This window comes from Chimaeribacter coloradensis, from assembly GCF_002858715.1.
In the GTDB taxonomy this organism is placed as follows: domain Bacteria; phylum Pseudomonadota; class Gammaproteobacteria; order Enterobacterales; family Enterobacteriaceae; genus Chimaeribacter; species Chimaeribacter coloradensis.
In genome coordinates this window covers 25,682-41,899 of sequence record NZ_PJZH01000003.1, presented here as the reverse complement: position 1 = coordinate 41,899, position 16,218 = coordinate 25,682, and the positions used below count along the sequence as shown (strand labels likewise).

Below are 16,218 nucleotides of genomic sequence, written 5' to 3'. Positions count from 1 at the left end.
GCAGTAAACCCGTGCAACGGCCTGGTTATTCCGTTAATGGCCGCACAGGGGCGGTATTGGCTGACGGCGAAAACAGGGTTCTTCGCGTTTTTTGTCCTGCCGCATCCTGTTCCCGCAACGGAGCGTTTATATTCATACACTGACAACACTTATCCCAAATAATTCATTTTTTATATTTATTGAGAGAGGCTGTATGAAAGCGCTTGTGCTGGAACAACATGAGGGGCAGACCACCGCCGCCGTGCAGGAGATCGCGGCTGACCGGCTGCCGGCGGGAGAGGTCACGGTCGACGTGGGCTGGTCCGGGCTGAATTATAAAGATGCGCTGGCAATCACCGGCAAGGGCAAAATTGTGCGCAACTTTCCGATGGTGCCGGGCATCGATTTCGCCGGTACCGTGCGTGAAAGCAAAGACCACCGCTTTCGCCCGGGCCAGCAGGTGGTGCTCACCGGCTGGGGCGTCGGCGAAACCCACTGGGGCGGGCTGGCGGAGCAGGCGCGGGTCGCGGCGGAGTGGCTGGTGGCCCTGCCCCCTGCCCTGTCGGCCCGCCAGAGCATGATCATCGGCACCGCCGGGCTGACGGCGATGCTCTGCGTGATGGCGCTTGAAGAGGGCGGCGTGGCCCCGCAGAGCGGCGAGGTGCTGGTCACCGGGGCCAGCGGCGGCGTCGGCAGCACCGCCGTGGCGCTCCTCGCCCAGCTGGGCTACCGGGTCACGGCGGTGAGCGGCCGCACCCATACCCATCCGTACCTGCGCGCGCTCGGCGCGTCGACGATCCTGCCGCGCGAGGAATTTTTCGAGGCGGCGCGGCCGCTGGAGACGCAGCGCTGGGCCGGGGCGATCGACACCGTGGGTGACCGCCTGCTCGCCAACGTGCTGGCGCAGATGAACTATAACGGCGTGGTGGCCGCCTGCGGGCTGGCCGGGGGCTACCTGCTGCCGACCACGGTGATGCCGTTTATTCTGCGCAACGTCCGGTTGCAGGGCATCGACTCGGTGCGCGCCTCGCTGCACCGCCGCCAGACGGCCTGGGAGCGGCTGGCCGGCTTGCTGCCTGCCCGCTTCTATGAGCAGGCCGCCACGGAAATCAGCCTCGATCAGGTACCGGACGCGGCCGCCGCGCTGATGGACAACCGCATCACCGGCCGCACGCTGGTGCGCATCGGCGGGTAAAGTCTGGTCACCGCATTGTCAGCCTGGCTGATAATGTGTAACAAATGGCGGGGTAAGCTGCCAGAATGGCGGTTAACAGCAATACTTCACCTATTGCCCGTTTTTCCTGGAGAAAAGCCGCCATGCGCAAACCCCGTAAACTCACCGAGTCTGATGTCACGCCGGAATCCCTTTTTATGATGGATCGTCGCCGGATTATGCAGGCGCTGGGGATCTCCGCCGCCTCACTGGCGCTGCCCGCCGCGGCGCGGGCTGACATCCTCTCCTGGCTGAAAGGCAGTGAGGCCCCCAAGGCCCCGCCCGGCAAGCCGCTGGATTTCAGCAAACCCACGGCCTACCAGCCGGACTGGCCGCTGACGCCGGAAGACAAAGTTACCGGCTACAACAACTACTATGAGTTTGGCCTCGATAAAGCAGACCCGGCCGCCAACGCCGGGACGCTGCAAACCGCGGACTGGAAAATCCGCATCGACGGCGAGGTCGGCAAACCCATGACCCTCAGCATGGATGACCTGCTGAAGCGCTTCCCGCTGGAGGAGCGCATCTACCGGCTGCGCTGCGTGGAAGCGTGGTCGATGGTGGTGCCGTGGGTAGGCTTTGAGCTGGGCAAACTGATTAAGGCGGTCGAGCCGACCGGCAACGCACGCTATGTGGCGTTCCAGACGCTCTACGACCCGGAGCATATGCCCGGCCAGAAAGATCGCTTTATCGGCGGCGGGCTGGCCTACCCCTACGTGGAGGGGCTGCGGCTCGATGAGGCGATGAACCCGCTTACCCTGCTCACCGTGGGCGTTTACGGCAAAACACTGCCGCCGCAGAACGGTGCGCCGATCCGCCTGATTACGCCGTGGAAATATGGCTTCAAAGGGATTAAGTCGATTGTGAATATCCGCCTGACCCACGACCAGCCGCCGACTACCTGGAACCTCTCTGCGCCGGATGAATATGGTTTCTACGCCAACGTGAACCCGCATGTTGACCACCCGCGCTGGTCGCAGGCCACGGAGCGTGTGATCGGCAGCGGCGGCATCCTGGATGTGAAACGCCAGCCGACGCTGATGTTCAACGGCTACGCCGATCAGGTGGCGTCGCTCTATCAGGGCCTCGACCTGCGGGAGAACTTCTGAGTGAAACGGTTGACGGCAAAACAGATTACCGGCCTGAAGGTGCTGATCCACCTGGCGGCGTTGCTGCCGCTGGTGTGGCTGGTCTGGTCGGTGAGCCAGGGCGGCTTCAGCGCCGACCCGGCCAAAGACATCCAGCACTTTACCGGGCGGATGGCCCTGAAATTGCTGCTGGCCACGCTGCTGGTCACTCCGCTGGCGCGTTACGGCAAACAGCCGCTGTTGATCCGCGTGCGTCGCCTGACCGGGTTGTGGTGTTTCGCCTGGGCCTCGCTGCACCTGCTGAGTTACGCCTTCCTGGAGCTGGGCATCAATAACCTCGGCCTGCTCGGCAGTGAGCTGATCTCCCGCCCCTACCTGACGCTCGGCATCATCAGCTGGCTGCTGCTGCTGGCGCTGGCCGCCACCTCGACGATGGGCGCGCAGCGCCGGTTGGGGAAAAACTGGCAACGGCTGCATAACGTCATCTATCTGATTGCGATCCTCACGCCCATCCATTATCTCTGGTCAGTGAAAACCGTGTCGCCCCAGCCGGTGATTTATGCCGTTTTTGCTGCGATATTGCTGGCATTCCGTTACAAAAAGGTCAGGCAATGGTGGCGTTAATGCCCCTGAACGTTCTGTGTCCTGCACCACATAACCGGGGCCAAATCAGTGATTAATGTCGATAAAGGGTTGATTATCTTCGCTGATAAGACCAGTATTTAGCTGCGATTTGCCACGATATCATTATAATGCCCCGCTTTGGTGGCCAATGCACAGGCGATTGGCCGCTAAATAGGTGACAAAACGATGACATCGGGTTATTTTCTAGAATACAGGTCAAATTGACGGAGATAGGCGCACGATGGCAGACAAGTTTCACATCTTACTTCTTAACGGCCCCAACCTGAACCTGCTGGGTTCACGCGAGCCGGAGAAGTATGGGCACACGACGTTGCCCGAGATTGTCAGCCGTCTGGAAACCCAGGCCAGCGAATTGGGCCTTGCCCTGAGTCACCTGCAATCCAACGCGGAACATGCCCTGATTGATCGCATTCATCAGGCGCGTGGCAACACGGATTTTATCCTGATTAACCCGGCGGCGTTCACGCACACCAGCGTGGCCCTGCGCGATGCCCTGTTGGGGGTGGCGATCCCGTTTATCGAGATTCACCTCTCCAACGTGCACGCCAGGGAGCCGTTCCGCCATCACTCCTATCTCTCTGATATTGCCGTCGGCGTCATCTGCGGACTGGGGGCTGACGGTTATACCTTTGCATTACAGGCAGCGGCGCGCCGCTTGTCACAATCCAATTAAATCAAGCAAAAAGAGTACGGAATCACACTCATGGATATTCGTAAAATCAAGAAACTGATCGAACTGGTTGAAGAATCCGGCATCGCTGAACTGGAAATTTCTGAAGGTGAAGAATCAGTTCGTATCAGTCGTGCCCCGGCCGTGCCGAACTACCCAATGATGCAGCAGGCGTATGCCATGCCGATGCAGCAACAACAGCCGGCTCTGGCCGCTGCCGTTGCCCCGGCTGCCACTGTAGACGCCGCACCGGCGCCTGCCGCTGCCGTCAGCGGTCACATCGTTCGTTCGCCGATGGTCGGCACCTTCTACCGCACCCCAAGCCCGGACGCCAAGCCGTTCATCGAAGTGGGCCAGAAAGTGAATGCGGGCGATACCCTGTGTATCGTTGAAGCCATGAAGATGATGAACCAAATCGAAGCTGATAAATCGGGTGTGGTGAAAGCCATTCTGGTAGAAAGCGGTCAACCGGTTGAATTTGACGAGCCGCTGGTCGTCATCGAATAACGAGGCGTCTCATGGTAGATAAAATCGTCATCGCCAACCGTGGTGAGATCGCCCTGCGTATTCTGCGTGCCTGTAAAGAGCTGGGCATCAAAACCGTAGCCGTTCACTCCACCGCGGATCGCGATCTGAAACATGTGCTGCTGGCAGACGAAACCGTCTGTATCGGCCCGGCACCTTCTGTAAAAAGTTACCTGAATATTCCGGCCATCATTGCTGCCGCTGAGATCACCGGCGCCGTGGCGATTCACCCGGGGTATGGTTTCCTGTCTGAAAACGCCGACTTTGCCGAGCAGGTTGAGCGTTCCGGCTTTATCTTCATCGGCCCGAAAGCTGAGACGATCCGCCTGATGGGCGACAAGGTCTCCGCGATCAACGCGATGAAGAAAGCGGGCGTACCGACTGTCCCGGGTTCCGACGGCTCCCTGACTGATGACATGGAAAAGAACCGTGCCTTTGCGAAGCGCATCGGTTACCCGGTCATCATCAAAGCCTCCGGCGGCGGCGGCGGCCGTGGTATGCGCGTAGTGCGCAGTGACAAAGATCTGGAAGAATCCATCAACATGACGAAAGCGGAAGCCAAAGCGGCTTTCAACAACGACATGGTGTACATGGAGAAGTATCTGGAGAACCCGCGCCACATCGAGATCCAGGTGCTGGCAGACGGCCAGGGCAACGCCATCTATCTGGCTGAGCGCGACTGCTCCATGCAGCGCCGCCACCAGAAAGTGGTGGAAGAGGCACCGGCACCGGGCATCACCAGCGAAATGCGCCGTTACATCGGCGAGCGCTGTGCCAAAGCCTGTGTGGACATCGGCTACCGTGGTGCAGGTACGTTCGAGTTCCTGTATGAAAACGGCGAGTTCTATTTCATCGAGATGAACACCCGTATTCAGGTAGAGCACCCGGTCACTGAGATGATCACCGGCGTGGACCTGATCAAAGAGCAGCTGCGCATCGCTGCCGGTCAGCCGCTCTCTATCACTCAGGACGAAGTGCGTATCCAGGGCCATGCGGTCGAGTGCCGTATCAACGCGGAAGACCCGAACACCTTCCTGCCGAGCCCGGGTAAAATTACCCGTTTCCACGCGCCGGGTGGCTTTGGCGTGCGCTGGGAATCGCACATTTACGCCGGGTATACCGTCCCGCCGTATTACGATTCCATGATCGGCAAACTGATCACTTACGGTGAAAACCGTGACGTGGCGATTGCCCGCATGAAAAACGCCCTGGCTGAACTGATCATCGACGGCATCAAAACCAACGTTGAACTTCAGCAGCGCATCATGGCCGATGAAAACTTCCAGCATGGTGGCACCAACATCCACTATCTGGAGAAGAAACTGGGCCTGCAGGAAAAATAATTTCCTGAGCACCTGACTTAACGCCCGCCTTATGCGGGCGTTATTATTTACCGCAGTAACGCCCCGCAACGTTCCCCTTCCCCTGCTCTTCTCAGTCTGTTAATTCTTTTGAAAAGTATGCGGCTATACCGTGCCTTTTTTCATGGCTTTACCCCAGGACAATAACAACGCCTGCATAACATGCATTACCAGTTATATAACACTATGAGATCTCACAATGAAAAATAATAAAGGAAAGGTTAACAGGGTAATAAACCGGCGTTATGCCCGGCGCTGACCTTAACCTCCGCGGCCGCCCCCGCCGCCACTGCGCCGCCAGGGGCCACGTCACCGGCAACGTAGCTGATTGCAGCGATAATAATATCCCAAGCTATTAAAATAACGTCTGTATTGCACGAGCATTATTAATTACATCAATAACTCCCCGCCATCCGATACATTTTCCCGTTACCGGTTCTGCTAACGCGTTTAAAAGGGTGATAAGATAGCGCGCCGTTATTTCACGCATATTATTAAATCCCCTATCATGCACGCCTGCATCGCGTTTAATAACACATCATCACAATATTGGATTTTTCTATTAAGGAATAATAAATGAAATGTTATAAATTAAGTCAGGTCGCGCTGGCCGTTGCGTTATTGTTCAGTGCAGGCACGGCGATGGCAGAGCCCGGCTCGTTTATTATCAACCCTACCCCGGTCGGGCCGACGCTCCCGGATGATCTTCCCACGGAAGGCAGTTTTTTTATCGGTGATGCCTGGTGGTCGGGTTATCAAACCTCCGAGGGGTTTAAAGAAGCGATCGCCCAGTTCGGTTTGACCATCGAGGAGATGGGGCACAATTCCAGAGAGATGGAAGCGCGCGCGAAAAACCCGAATGACCCGTTATTCTGGCTGAAACGTACCCTGGAGACTTACCCGGCCCATAGCCCTGACCACTACAATCTCCCGGTGGCCGAAAGCAATAGCGTGATGGGCGGCCGCACTACGGTTCAGGATCGCAATAACTTCTTCCTGACGCGTGAATACGGCAAAGCCGGTGAAGCGATTACCATTAAAACTGGGGAAGTCCCGGCGGGCGTCATCTGTTATGCCGCGATGGACGGTGACCTGGGCCTGCTGCGCCCTACCAGCAATCAGTCCGAGCTGAAGGCTAACGGCACCACCACCTATGTGCTGCCTCACGACGGCATCCTGCTACTGGGTTGCAAAGACACCAACAAGCACATGAAAAACCTGGATACCTATGTCCCGGTGCAGATCCTGCAGGGCGGCTCGCAGCGCCATCCGCTGTTTATTTTCGGTGCCAACAGCCAGCGTGACTGGGTGGACTTCACTCAGCAAACCATGCCGAGCGGTTATGGCATCTTCTTTGATGGCCGCAGCCGCTACGTCGCCAGCCAGGAAAGGCTCGCCCGCTCAACCGACACCAACATCCTGAAAACCCTGCGCGAAAACCTGACGCGCACCATCAACTATGACAAGGTGAACGGGCTGGATGGCTCGTCTGATCTGCATCAGCCGCCGCGCTCACTGTTTATGGTGAGCTATGACGCCTGCTGCTGGGCAGGCGGCGGTGCCGGGCGTGTGGCGATCGGCCGGTATAAGACGATCCCAAATATCGGCAACTGGGCCAGCTGGCATGAATATGGCCATCATTACCAGATGGGCTGGTCATGGGGTGGGCTGACTGAGGTCACGGTTAACCTCTATTCCCTGGCGGCCTGCTATAAAGAGTGGGGTTATGCCGCGCTGAATGAGTGCCATAAAAAAGCCCCGGAACTCGGCTTCAGCTGGGATCAGCAGGCGGTCGGCAGCGTGATTAAAGCGGGCCAGCGCTGGGATATTGCGACCGATCGCGATCTGTCACGCCGTTTAAATATGTTCGGGCAGTTGCTGGCGAGTTACCCGGATCTCTACCCGGCACTGGGCAAAGCCTACCGCGACCTCTATAACCGGGGGGCAAACAAAGCGATGCTGGATGAGAATCAGGAGAAAATTGACTGGTTCGCCGTCAATGCCAGCCGCCTGAGCGGCTATGACCTGCGTGAGTTCTTCGACCTCTGGACGCTCTCTTACAGCGCTGAAGCGCGTGAGCAGATCGCCGCCATGAAGCTGCCGCAGCCTGCCCAGCCGGTCGCCACCTATGAAACGACATTGACCCACACCGGCAGCACGCCGACCACCGCGAAGCTGGTGATTAAGGATAACCTGGGCAGCAAAGGCATCGCCTTTATCACCAATTCCGATAAGGTCGGCCCGCGCTCGCTGGTCTGGACAGGGGACAGGGATACCCGGTTGCATACCCAGGTAGTGGACACGCAAAACCGGGCGTACAACGTAACACTGCGCGGCACCCGGTCAATGGGCGGCTGCGCAGGCCGGGCGGTGAACGCGGCTGTTGTCTGCGGCTCATCCGATCCCAGCATTTATCTGTCAGTGAGTTACCACCCGGAAGATAATACCCACCTGCCAGGCGGTGAGTACAACGGCACCCTGCCGTTAATCGCTGCGCAATGGAAAAACCCGGTCTGGTCAGCCAATGTGAATATCCCGCTGACCATCAGTAAATAAACGGAGCCGGCTGCCGCAGGGTCTCCCGATTCAGTTCAACCTTCCCTGTTGGTCTTCACTTCTGCGGCGCCCCACAGCGGGTGCCGCAGAAAATCTTTGGGCTACCCCCGCGCAATCCGTACAATCCCCCCATCTTTACTCACTTGGAAACGCTATGGATACGCGATTTATTCAGGCCCACCGGGAGGCGCGCTGGGCACTCGGCCTGACGGTGGCCTACCTGCTGGCCTGGGTGCTGGCGGCTTACCTGCCGGGCAATGCGCCGGGCATCACCGGCCTGCCCCACTGGTTTGAGATGGCCTGCCTGCTGGTGCCGCTGCTGTTTATTCTGCTCTGCTGGCTGATGGTGCGCGTGGTGTTCCGCGACATGCCGCTTGAGGAGCGCGACCATGCAAACTGATGTGCTGCTGCCGCTGATCGGTTATCTGCTGCTGGTGTTCGGGCTGTCAGTGATCGCCTACCGCCGCCGCCAGAAAGGCAACTTCCTCACCGAATATTTCCTCGGCAACCGCTCAATGGGCGGCTTTGTGCTGGCGATGACCCTGACCGCCACCTACATCAGCGCCAGCTCCTTTATCGGCGGCCCCGGCGCGGCGTATAAATATGGCCTCGGCTGGGTGTTGCTGTCGATGATTCAGCTCCCGGCGGTCTGGCTCTCATTGGGGGTGCTGGGTAAGAAGTTCGCGATCCTGGCGCGCCGCTATAACGCGGTGACGCTCAATGACATGCTCTACGCCCGCTACCAGAGCCGTCTGCTGGTGTGGCTCGCCAGTTTCAGTTTGCTGGTGGCGTTCCTCGGCGCGATGACGGTGCAGTTCATCGGCGGCGCGCGCCTGTTGGAGACGGCGGCCGGCATTCCCTACGACACCGGGCTGCTGATCTTCGGCATCAGCATCGCGCTCTACACCGCGTTTGGCGGCTTCCGCGCCAGCGTGCTGAACGATGCGATGCAGGGGCTGGTGATGCTGCTCGGCACCGTGCTGCTGCTGGTGGCGGTGGTGCATGCCGCCGGTGGGCTGCCCGCGGCCGTGGGCAAACTCCAGCAGATCGACCCGAAGCTGGTGTCGCCGCAGGGCGGGGATGATATTCTCAGCCTGCCGTTTATGGCCTCGTTCTGGGTGCTGGTCTGCTTCGGGGTGATCGGCCTGCCGCACACGGCGGTGCGCTGCATCGCTTACCGTGACAGCAAAGCGGTGCATCGCGGCATCGTGCTCGGCACCGTGGTGGTGGCGGTGCTGATGCTGGGGATGCACCTGGCGGGCGCGCTGGGGCGGGCGATCCTGCCGGATCTGACCATTCCGGATCAGGTGATCCCGACGCTGATGATCGCGGTGCTGCCGCCGTTTGCCGCCGGGATCTTCCTGGCCGCGCCGATGGCGGCGATCATGTCCACCATCAATGCGCAGCTGTTACAGTCCTCCGCGACCATCGTGAAGGATCTCTACCTGAACGCCCGGCCGGAAGCGCTGAAGCATGAAAAGCGCCTGACGCGCATGACCAGCCTCGCCACCCTAGTGCTGGGGCTGCTGGTGCTGCTGGCCGCCTGGCACCCGCCGCAGATGATCATCTGGCTTAACCTGCTGGCCTTTGGCGGGCTGGAGGCGGTGTTCCTCTGGCCGCTGGTGCTCGGCCTCTATTGGGAGCGGGCTAACGCCACCGGTGCGCTAAGCTCAATGGTAGCCGGGGCGCTCAGCTACACGCTGCTGGCAAGCCTTGATCTGCATATTGCCGGGTTACACCCTATTATTCCGTCGCTGCTGCTCAGCCTGCTAGCGTTTACTATCGGTAACCGGTTCGGTAAGGCAGCGGTAAGCACGCTGCCGGCAGCCGGGCCACAATCATAAAAGAAGAGAAGTGCCATGCCTTGGATTCAACTGAAAATTAACACCCGCGGCAGTGATGCGGAGAGCCTGGGCGATGCCCTGATTGAAAGCGGCGCGGTCTCCGTGACCTTCCAGGACACCCACGACACGCCGGTGTTTGAGCCGCTGCCGGGCGAAACCCGCCTCTGGGGCGACACCGACGTCATCGGCCTGTATGACGCAGAAACCGACATGAAAGAGGTGGTCGCGATCCTGGAGCAGTCACCGCTGCTGGGCGCGGGCTTCCTTCACCGTATTGAGCAGCTGGAAGACAAAGACTGGGAGCGCGAATGGATGGATAACTTCCACCCGATGCGTTTCGGCGAGCGGCTCTGGATCTGCCCAAGCTGGCGCGATGTGCCGGACCCGGACGCCGTTAACGTGATGCTCGACCCGGGCCTGGCGTTCGGCACCGGCACCCACCCGACCACCGCGCTCTGCCTCCAGTGGCTCGACGGGCTGGATCTCGCGGGCAAAACCGTGATCGACTTCGGCTGCGGCTCCGGCATCCTGGCCATTGCGGCGCTGAAGCTGGGCGCGGCGCGCGCCATCGGCATCGACATCGATCCGCAGGCGATCCAGGCCAGCCGCGACAACGCCCAGCGCAACGGCGTCTCTGAGCGGCTGGAACTGTTCCTGCCGCAGGATCAGCCCGCTGACCTCAGCGCCGATGTGGTGGTGGCAAACATCCTCGCCGGCCCGCTGCGCGAACTGGCACCGCTGATCGGCTGCCTGCCGAAGCAGGGCGGCCACCTCGGCCTCTCCGGCGTGCTCGCCACCCAGGCGGAAAGCGTCTCTGAAGCCTACCGGGATCTGTTCGAACTCGACCCGGTGGCGGAGAAAGAGGAGTGGTGCCGCATCACCGGCGTCCGCCGTTAACATCCTGTTAATAGACAATTAATATCTTCGCTGTATAGAGAATACACAGCACAATCGGCCACCTCCGGGTGGCCGAAATGCCACAATTTGCCCTTTTCCTCAGAAAAAGCAGGTGTACTCTGCGCGCCGCATCCGCCGGTGAGCTTCCGGCTGGTTTATTTTCGCGCCCTGACACTGACTGAGAGAAAGAGATGAAACACGCCCTGTTTTTGGCCGCCTCGCTGCTGGCCGCCCTGCCCGCTGTGGCTGCCGAACCCACGGCTGACCATGCGGCTACCGCTGATCACACCACGGCGGCTGCCCCTGTCGCTGATGCCCACCCCCACTGGGGCTATGAAGGCGAAGGCGCGCCCGCCCACTGGGGTGCCCTCTCCAGCGATTTCCACCTGTGTGAAATGGGCCGCAACCAGTCGCCTATCGACATCCATGACGCCCTGACCGCCCACCCGCGCCCGCTGAAGGTAAAATACAGCCTTGCGCCGAACAGCATCGTCAACAACGGCCACACCGTGCAGGTCAACGTGCCGCCGGGCAATACCATCACGCTGGATGGCGAAACCTTTACCCTGCAACAGTTCCACTTCCATGCGCCGAGCGAAAACACCATCAAGGGCAAATCCTTCCCGCTGGAGATGCACCTGGTGCACGCCGATGCCAACGGCGAAGTAGCCGTGGTGGCGGTCATGTTCAAACTCGGCGCGGCCAACCCGGCGCTGGCCTCCCTGTGGCAGAACCTGCCGCAACAGGTGGATAAGCCGGTGGTGCTCAGCCAGAAAGTGGATCTCAACGCCCTGCTGCCGGCGTCACTCACCCACTACCGCTTCTCCGGCTCCCTGACCACCCCGCCCTGCACCGAAGGGGTGCGCTGGCTGGTGATGAAAAAGCCGCTGACCCTCTCCCAGGCGCAGTTGTCCCAGTTCGTCCAGCTGATGCACCACGCCAATAACCGCCCGGTGCAGCCGCTGCATGGCCGCGTGGTGGTTCAGTAAGGCACTTTTCTCCGGCCTGTGATCCACAGGCCGGTAAACCGCACGTTTTGCCGTGCCCCGCTTCGCTTACATTGGTTATTCTTTAACCGCACCCCGACGTAATCTTCTGATAACCTGCCTGCGCCCGCTTACAATAACGGCGGATTCTGCTGCTTTTGCAGATAAAATGCTGCGTTATAGGGATTATTTTTGTGGTTATTTGTTAACCGATAAAAGTTATCTTATTGTTATTAATGGATAAATTTTTTAAGAAAGTGACAGCCGTCACCTTTTCCGGGTAATCCCGTGCGGATTGTTCAAAGTTTGGCCTTTCATATCGCCGTAAAAATGCGTAATATACGCGCCCTTGCGGACACAGTATGGTCAAAATTTTGTCTATGCGCATTGGACACCACCAACTAACAAATTGCCTGATAGCCGCCCCGATGGCCGGTGTCACCGACCGGCCGTTTCGTGCGTTATGTCACGCGATGGGCGCGGGGATGGCGGTCTCTGAGATGCTCTCTTCCAACCCGGAAGTGTGGCGGACGGATAAATCGCGCTTGCGCATGGTGCATGAAGATGAACCCGGGATCCGGGCCGTGCAGATTGCCGGCTGCGACCCGGAGGATATGGCGGCGGCCGCCAGAATCAATGTGGCAAATGGTGCCCAAATCATCGATATCAATATGGGTTGCCCGGCCAAGAAAGTGAACCGCAAACTGGCAGGCTCTGCGTTATTGCAGTACCCCGATCTGGTGAAACAGATCCTTCACGCCGTGGTTAACGCGGTGGACGTGCCGGTGACGCTGAAAATTCGCACTGGTTGGGCACCAGAACATCGTAACTGTGTAGAAATTGCCCAACTGGCTGAAGATTGTGGTATTCAGGCCCTGACCATTCATGGCCGAACCCGTGCCTGCCTGTTTAACGGCAACGCGGAGTACGACAGCATTCGGACAGTTAAGCAGACTGTTTCCATTCCGGTTATCGCGAATGGCGACATTACTGACCCGCATAAAGCCAGGGCTGTGCTCGACTATACGGGGGCTGATGCCCTGATGATAGGCCGCGCGGCTCAGGGGAGACCCTGGATCTTCCGGGAAATCCAGCATTATCTGGACACAGGGGAGCTGCTTCCACCCATGCCACTCGGTGAGGTGAAGCGCTTGTTGATTGAGCATGTACGGGAATTGCACGGCTTTTATGGTCCAGGCAAGGGATTCCGCATCGCTCGTAAGCACGTATCCTGGTATATCCAGGAGAATGCCCCAAATGACCAGTTTCGGCGCTCCTTCAACGCTATAGAGGATGCCAGCGAACAGCTGGAGGCGTTGGAAGCATATTTCGAAAATCTTAGCGTAAAAAAAGAGCTGACAGAACTATGTTCGAACAACGCGTGAATTCTGACGTACTGACCGTTTCTACCGTAAACTCTCAGGATCAAGTGACCCAAAAGCCCCTGCGTGACTCGGTTAAACAAGCACTGAAGAACTATTTTGCTCAACTGAACGGTCAGGATGTTAATGACCTGTATGAGCTGGTATTGGCTGAAGTTGAACAGCCACTGTTGGACATGGTGATGCAATACACCCGTGGCAACCAGACCCGTGCTGCCCTGATGATGGGTATCAACCGTGGTACGCTGCGCAAAAAATTGAAAAAATATGGCATGAACTGATTCCGATCAGTTAATTGTCTGTTGACTAAGGCGTTAATCGGCATGGATTAGCGCCTTTTTTATCGGCTGCGATCCCGCTTTTCAGGCATTTTCTGCCGCCCGTTTTTTATTCATTCCGCCCGCGATAACTTTACAACACGCCGTGATATACTCCGCGCCGAAAGTCGCCTCGCCCGCTAAACACCCCTTTCCGGTTTACCTCGCGATCTCCGCTTTTGTGTAAAGATTGTGTGATTTCAGGCATTTTTCTAAACGATTGCCCCCTCACAGTGTCTACACCCCCGTACCGCTGATGAGCCTGCTCGATAGGCGTTACGCCCCCCTTGAATGCCTGGATGAGTTGTCTTAATGATCAAACCGCAACGATTTACCCGCGCCCTGCTGCACCCCCGTTACTGGCTGACCTGGTTTGGGCTGGGTGTGCTGTTCCTGCTGGTGCAACTGCCCTACCCGGTGCTCTACCGCCTCGGGATCTGGCTGGGCCGCACCTCAATGCGCTTTTTAAAGCGCCGTGTCTCTATTACCCGCCGTAACCTTGAGCTCTGCTTCCCCGGCATGGACCCGTGCCTGCTGGAGCGCAAAGTGGTGAGCAATTTCGAATCCTTAGGGATGGGCCTGATTGAAACCGGCATGGCCTGGTTCTGGCCTGACCGCCGTGTCAGACGCTGGTTTGACGTCAACGGCCTGCATAACCTGAAAATGGCACAACAGGACCAGCGCGGCGTGCTGGTGATCGGCATCCACTTTATGTCCCTGGAGCTGGGCGGCCGCGCGATGGGCCTCTGCCAGCCGATGATGGCGATGTACCGCCCGCACAATAACAAAGCGATGGAAGTGGTCCAGACCTGGGGCCGGATGCGCTCCAACAAAGCGATGCTCGACCGCAAAGACCTGCGCGGCATGGTGCACGCCCTGAAACGGGGTGAAGCGGTGTGGTTCGCGCCGGATCAGGACTACGGCCCGCGCGGCAGCGTGTTTGCCCCGCTGTTTGCGGTGGATCAGGCTGCCACCACCAGCGGCACCTTTATGCTGGCCCGGCTGGCCAAACCGGCGCTGGTGCCGGTGGTGCTGGTGCGCCGGGAAGATGGCCGCGGCTATGAACTGCTGATCCAACCGGCATTGCAGGACTACCCGCTGGATGACGAACTGAGTGCCGCCGCCTACATGAACCGGATTGTCGAACGCGAGATCATGCGCGCGCCGGATCAATATATGTGGCTGCACCGCCGCTTCAAGACCCGCCCCGCCGGCACGCCGTCGCTCTACTGATACACGCCCCTCCCGGCCCCAGGCCGGGATTTTTTTATCCTGCCTTTGCCCCCACCTCTGCGCCCAACGCGCTTTTTGCCCGCCTTTCCCGCCTTTTTGATTCTGAGCCATATAATCACGCTTAAAACCATTGCCCGGCAAAGCATTTCTTACAAGTTATCCCCGTGAAGGGTGATAATTAACCATTTGATTAAAAAGCTTTTTAACCTTAAAGATGTGAGCTGCGGCACAGAATGCATCTTTTTGCGCCAGAACGCGGCAAAAAAAGCGCGCCTGCACCTTTTTGGTGCTATAGCTTTCATACTGCGGGGAATCATTTGCCTTTCCCGCTTTCCTGCCGTTGATTCATAAGCTTTTTCAAAGTTGGCACTGCCTTTGCTAATACCCTGTCAGGGCTTTTGCCCCTGAACAGAAAAGGTGCACCAGGGTGTGCCGATAATGAAAACCCACCGACTTTGCCACACAGGACGCTTTATGAAGAAGATGATGCTTTCGACATTACTTGCTGCTGCTTCCTTGATTACCGTGACCCACCAGGCGCAGGCCGGCGCCACCCTCGACGCCGTGCAGAAAAAAGGCTTTATCCAGTGTGGCATCAGTGACGGCCTGCCGGGCTTCTCTTATGCCGATTCCAGCGGCAAATTCTCCGGGCTGGACGTGGATCTCTGCCGGGGCGTGGCCGCGGCGGTCTTTGGTGATGCCAACAAAGTAAAATACACCCCGCTGACCGCCAAAGAGCGCTTCACCGCGCTGCAATCGGGCGAAGTGGACATCCTGTCACGCAACACCACCTGGACCTCCTCCCGCGACGGCGGCATGGGCATGATCTTCGCCGGGGTCAACTACTATGACGGCATCGGCTTCCTGACCCACCAGAAAGCGGGCCTGAAAAGCGCTAAAGAGCTGGACGGTGCCACCGTCTGCTTACAGGCAGGCACCGACACCGAGCTGAACGTGGCGGACTTCTTCAAAGCCAACAACATGCAGTTCACCCCGGTGACCTTTGACCGCTCCGACGAAAGCGCCAAAGCGCTGGACTCCGGCCGCTGCGACACCCTGGCGTCTGACCAGTCCCAGCTCTATGCGTTGCGCATCAAACTCGGCAAGCCGGAAGAGTTCATCGTGCTGCCGGAAGTGATCTCCAAAGAGCCGCTGGGGCCCGTGGTACGCCGCGGTGATGAAGACTGGCTGGCCATCGTGCGCTGGACGCTGTTCGCCATGCTGAACGCCGAAGAGATGGGCGTGACCTCTGCCAACGTGGACCAGCTGGCCGCCAACCCGAAAACCCCGGACATGGCACACCTGCTCGGCAAAGAGGGCAACTACGGCAAAGACCTGAAGCTGCCGAACGACTGGGCGGTGAAGATCGTCAAGCAGGTCGGCAACTACGGCGAAGTGTTTGAGCGCAACGTCGGCATGGGCAGCGAGCTGAAAATCAAACGCGGCCTCAATGCCCTCTGGAACCAGGGCGGCATCCAGTACGCGCCGACGGTACGTTAACCCGGCCCGGCTCCGGCGGCAC

General features: G+C 58.8%; 15 protein-coding genes. All 15 read left to right on the top strand.

The window, feature by feature from the left end; genetic code table 11:
- Positions 1 to 193: 193 nt before the first annotated feature.
- The 15 genes from acuI (at position 194) to CYR32_RS04545 (ending at position 16,196) form a co-directional block, all read left to right on the top strand.
- Entirely contained in the window at positions 194 to 1,174 is a 981-nt protein-coding gene (gene acuI / locus CYR32_RS04615; RefSeq protein WP_101823064.1) for an acrylyl-CoA reductase (NADPH), read from the top strand.
- A 122-nt stretch (positions 1,175 to 1,296) separates the two neighbouring features.
- On the top strand, positions 1,297 to 2,301 hold the full coding sequence (gene msrP, locus CYR32_RS04610; RefSeq protein ID WP_101823062.1) for a protein-methionine-sulfoxide reductase catalytic subunit MsrP: 1,005 nt from the start codon (positions 1,297 to 1,299) through the stop codon (positions 2,299 to 2,301).
- Complete coding sequence (gene msrQ, locus CYR32_RS04605) at positions 2,302 to 2,904, top strand: protein-methionine-sulfoxide reductase heme-binding subunit MsrQ (protein WP_101823060.1); 603 nt, start codon at positions 2,302 to 2,304, stop codon at positions 2,902 to 2,904.
- Positions 2,905 to 3,145: 241 nt separating this feature from the next.
- Entirely contained in the window at positions 3,146 to 3,598 is a 453-nt protein-coding gene (gene aroQ, locus CYR32_RS04600; RefSeq protein ID WP_072933401.1) for a type II 3-dehydroquinate dehydratase, read from the top strand.
- A 30-nt stretch (positions 3,599 to 3,628) separates the two neighbouring features.
- Positions 3,629 to 4,102, top strand: coding sequence for an acetyl-CoA carboxylase biotin carboxyl carrier protein (gene accB / locus CYR32_RS04595; RefSeq protein WP_101823058.1), 474 nt, complete (start codon positions 3,629 to 3,631; stop codon positions 4,100 to 4,102).
- Between the two features lie 11 nt (positions 4,103 to 4,113).
- Positions 4,114 to 5,463: an acetyl-CoA carboxylase biotin carboxylase subunit gene (gene accC, locus CYR32_RS04590; protein ID WP_101823056.1), complete on the top strand. Its 1,350-nt coding sequence runs from the start codon at positions 4,114 to 4,116 to the stop codon at positions 5,461 to 5,463.
- Positions 5,464 to 6,057: 594 nt separating this feature from the next.
- Positions 6,058 to 8,037, top strand: coding sequence for a M60 family metallopeptidase (locus CYR32_RS04585; protein WP_101823054.1), 1,980 nt, complete (start codon positions 6,058 to 6,060; stop codon positions 8,035 to 8,037).
- Positions 8,038 to 8,191: 154 nt separating this feature from the next.
- Positions 8,192 to 8,437 carry a YhdT family protein gene (locus tag CYR32_RS04580; RefSeq protein ID WP_101823052.1) on the top strand — a complete coding sequence of 82 codons (246 nt, stop codon included), beginning with the start codon at positions 8,192 to 8,194 and terminating at the stop codon, positions 8,435 to 8,437.
- Positions 8,427 to 9,881 (top strand): sodium/pantothenate symporter, encoded by a 1,455-nt coding sequence (gene panF / locus CYR32_RS04575; protein WP_101823050.1) that lies wholly within the window; start codon positions 8,427 to 8,429, stop codon positions 9,879 to 9,881. The genes CYR32_RS04580 and panF overlap by 11 nt, the downstream gene beginning before the upstream one ends.
- 15 nt (positions 9,882 to 9,896) lie before the next feature.
- Positions 9,897 to 10,778 (top strand): 50S ribosomal protein L11 methyltransferase, encoded by an 882-nt coding sequence (prmA, locus tag CYR32_RS04570; RefSeq protein ID WP_101823048.1) that lies wholly within the window; start codon positions 9,897 to 9,899, stop codon positions 10,776 to 10,778.
- A gap of 191 nt (positions 10,779 to 10,969) precedes the next feature.
- Positions 10,970 to 11,767 (top strand): carbonic anhydrase, encoded by a 798-nt coding sequence (locus tag CYR32_RS04565; RefSeq protein ID WP_165698181.1) that lies wholly within the window; start codon positions 10,970 to 10,972, stop codon positions 11,765 to 11,767.
- A 377-nt stretch (positions 11,768 to 12,144) separates the two neighbouring features.
- A complete protein-coding gene (gene dusB / locus CYR32_RS04560; RefSeq protein ID WP_101823046.1) occupies positions 12,145 to 13,149 on the top strand; it encodes a tRNA dihydrouridine synthase DusB in 1,005 nt (334 codons plus the stop codon).
- Positions 13,131 to 13,427, top strand: a complete 297-nt coding sequence (fis, locus tag CYR32_RS04555; RefSeq protein WP_000462905.1) for a DNA-binding transcriptional regulator Fis — start codon at positions 13,131 to 13,133, stop codon at positions 13,425 to 13,427. The genes dusB and fis overlap by 19 nt, the downstream gene beginning before the upstream one ends.
- Before the next feature lie 348 nt (positions 13,428 to 13,775).
- A complete protein-coding gene (gene lpxP, locus CYR32_RS04550) occupies positions 13,776 to 14,696 on the top strand; it encodes a kdo(2)-lipid IV(A) palmitoleoyltransferase (protein ID WP_101823044.1) in 921 nt (306 codons plus the stop codon).
- A 474-nt stretch (positions 14,697 to 15,170) separates the two neighbouring features.
- On the top strand, positions 15,171 to 16,196 hold the full coding sequence (locus tag CYR32_RS04545; RefSeq protein ID WP_101823042.1) for an amino acid ABC transporter substrate-binding protein: 1,026 nt from the start codon (positions 15,171 to 15,173) through the stop codon (positions 16,194 to 16,196).
- Positions 16,197 to 16,218: the final 22 nt, after the last annotated feature.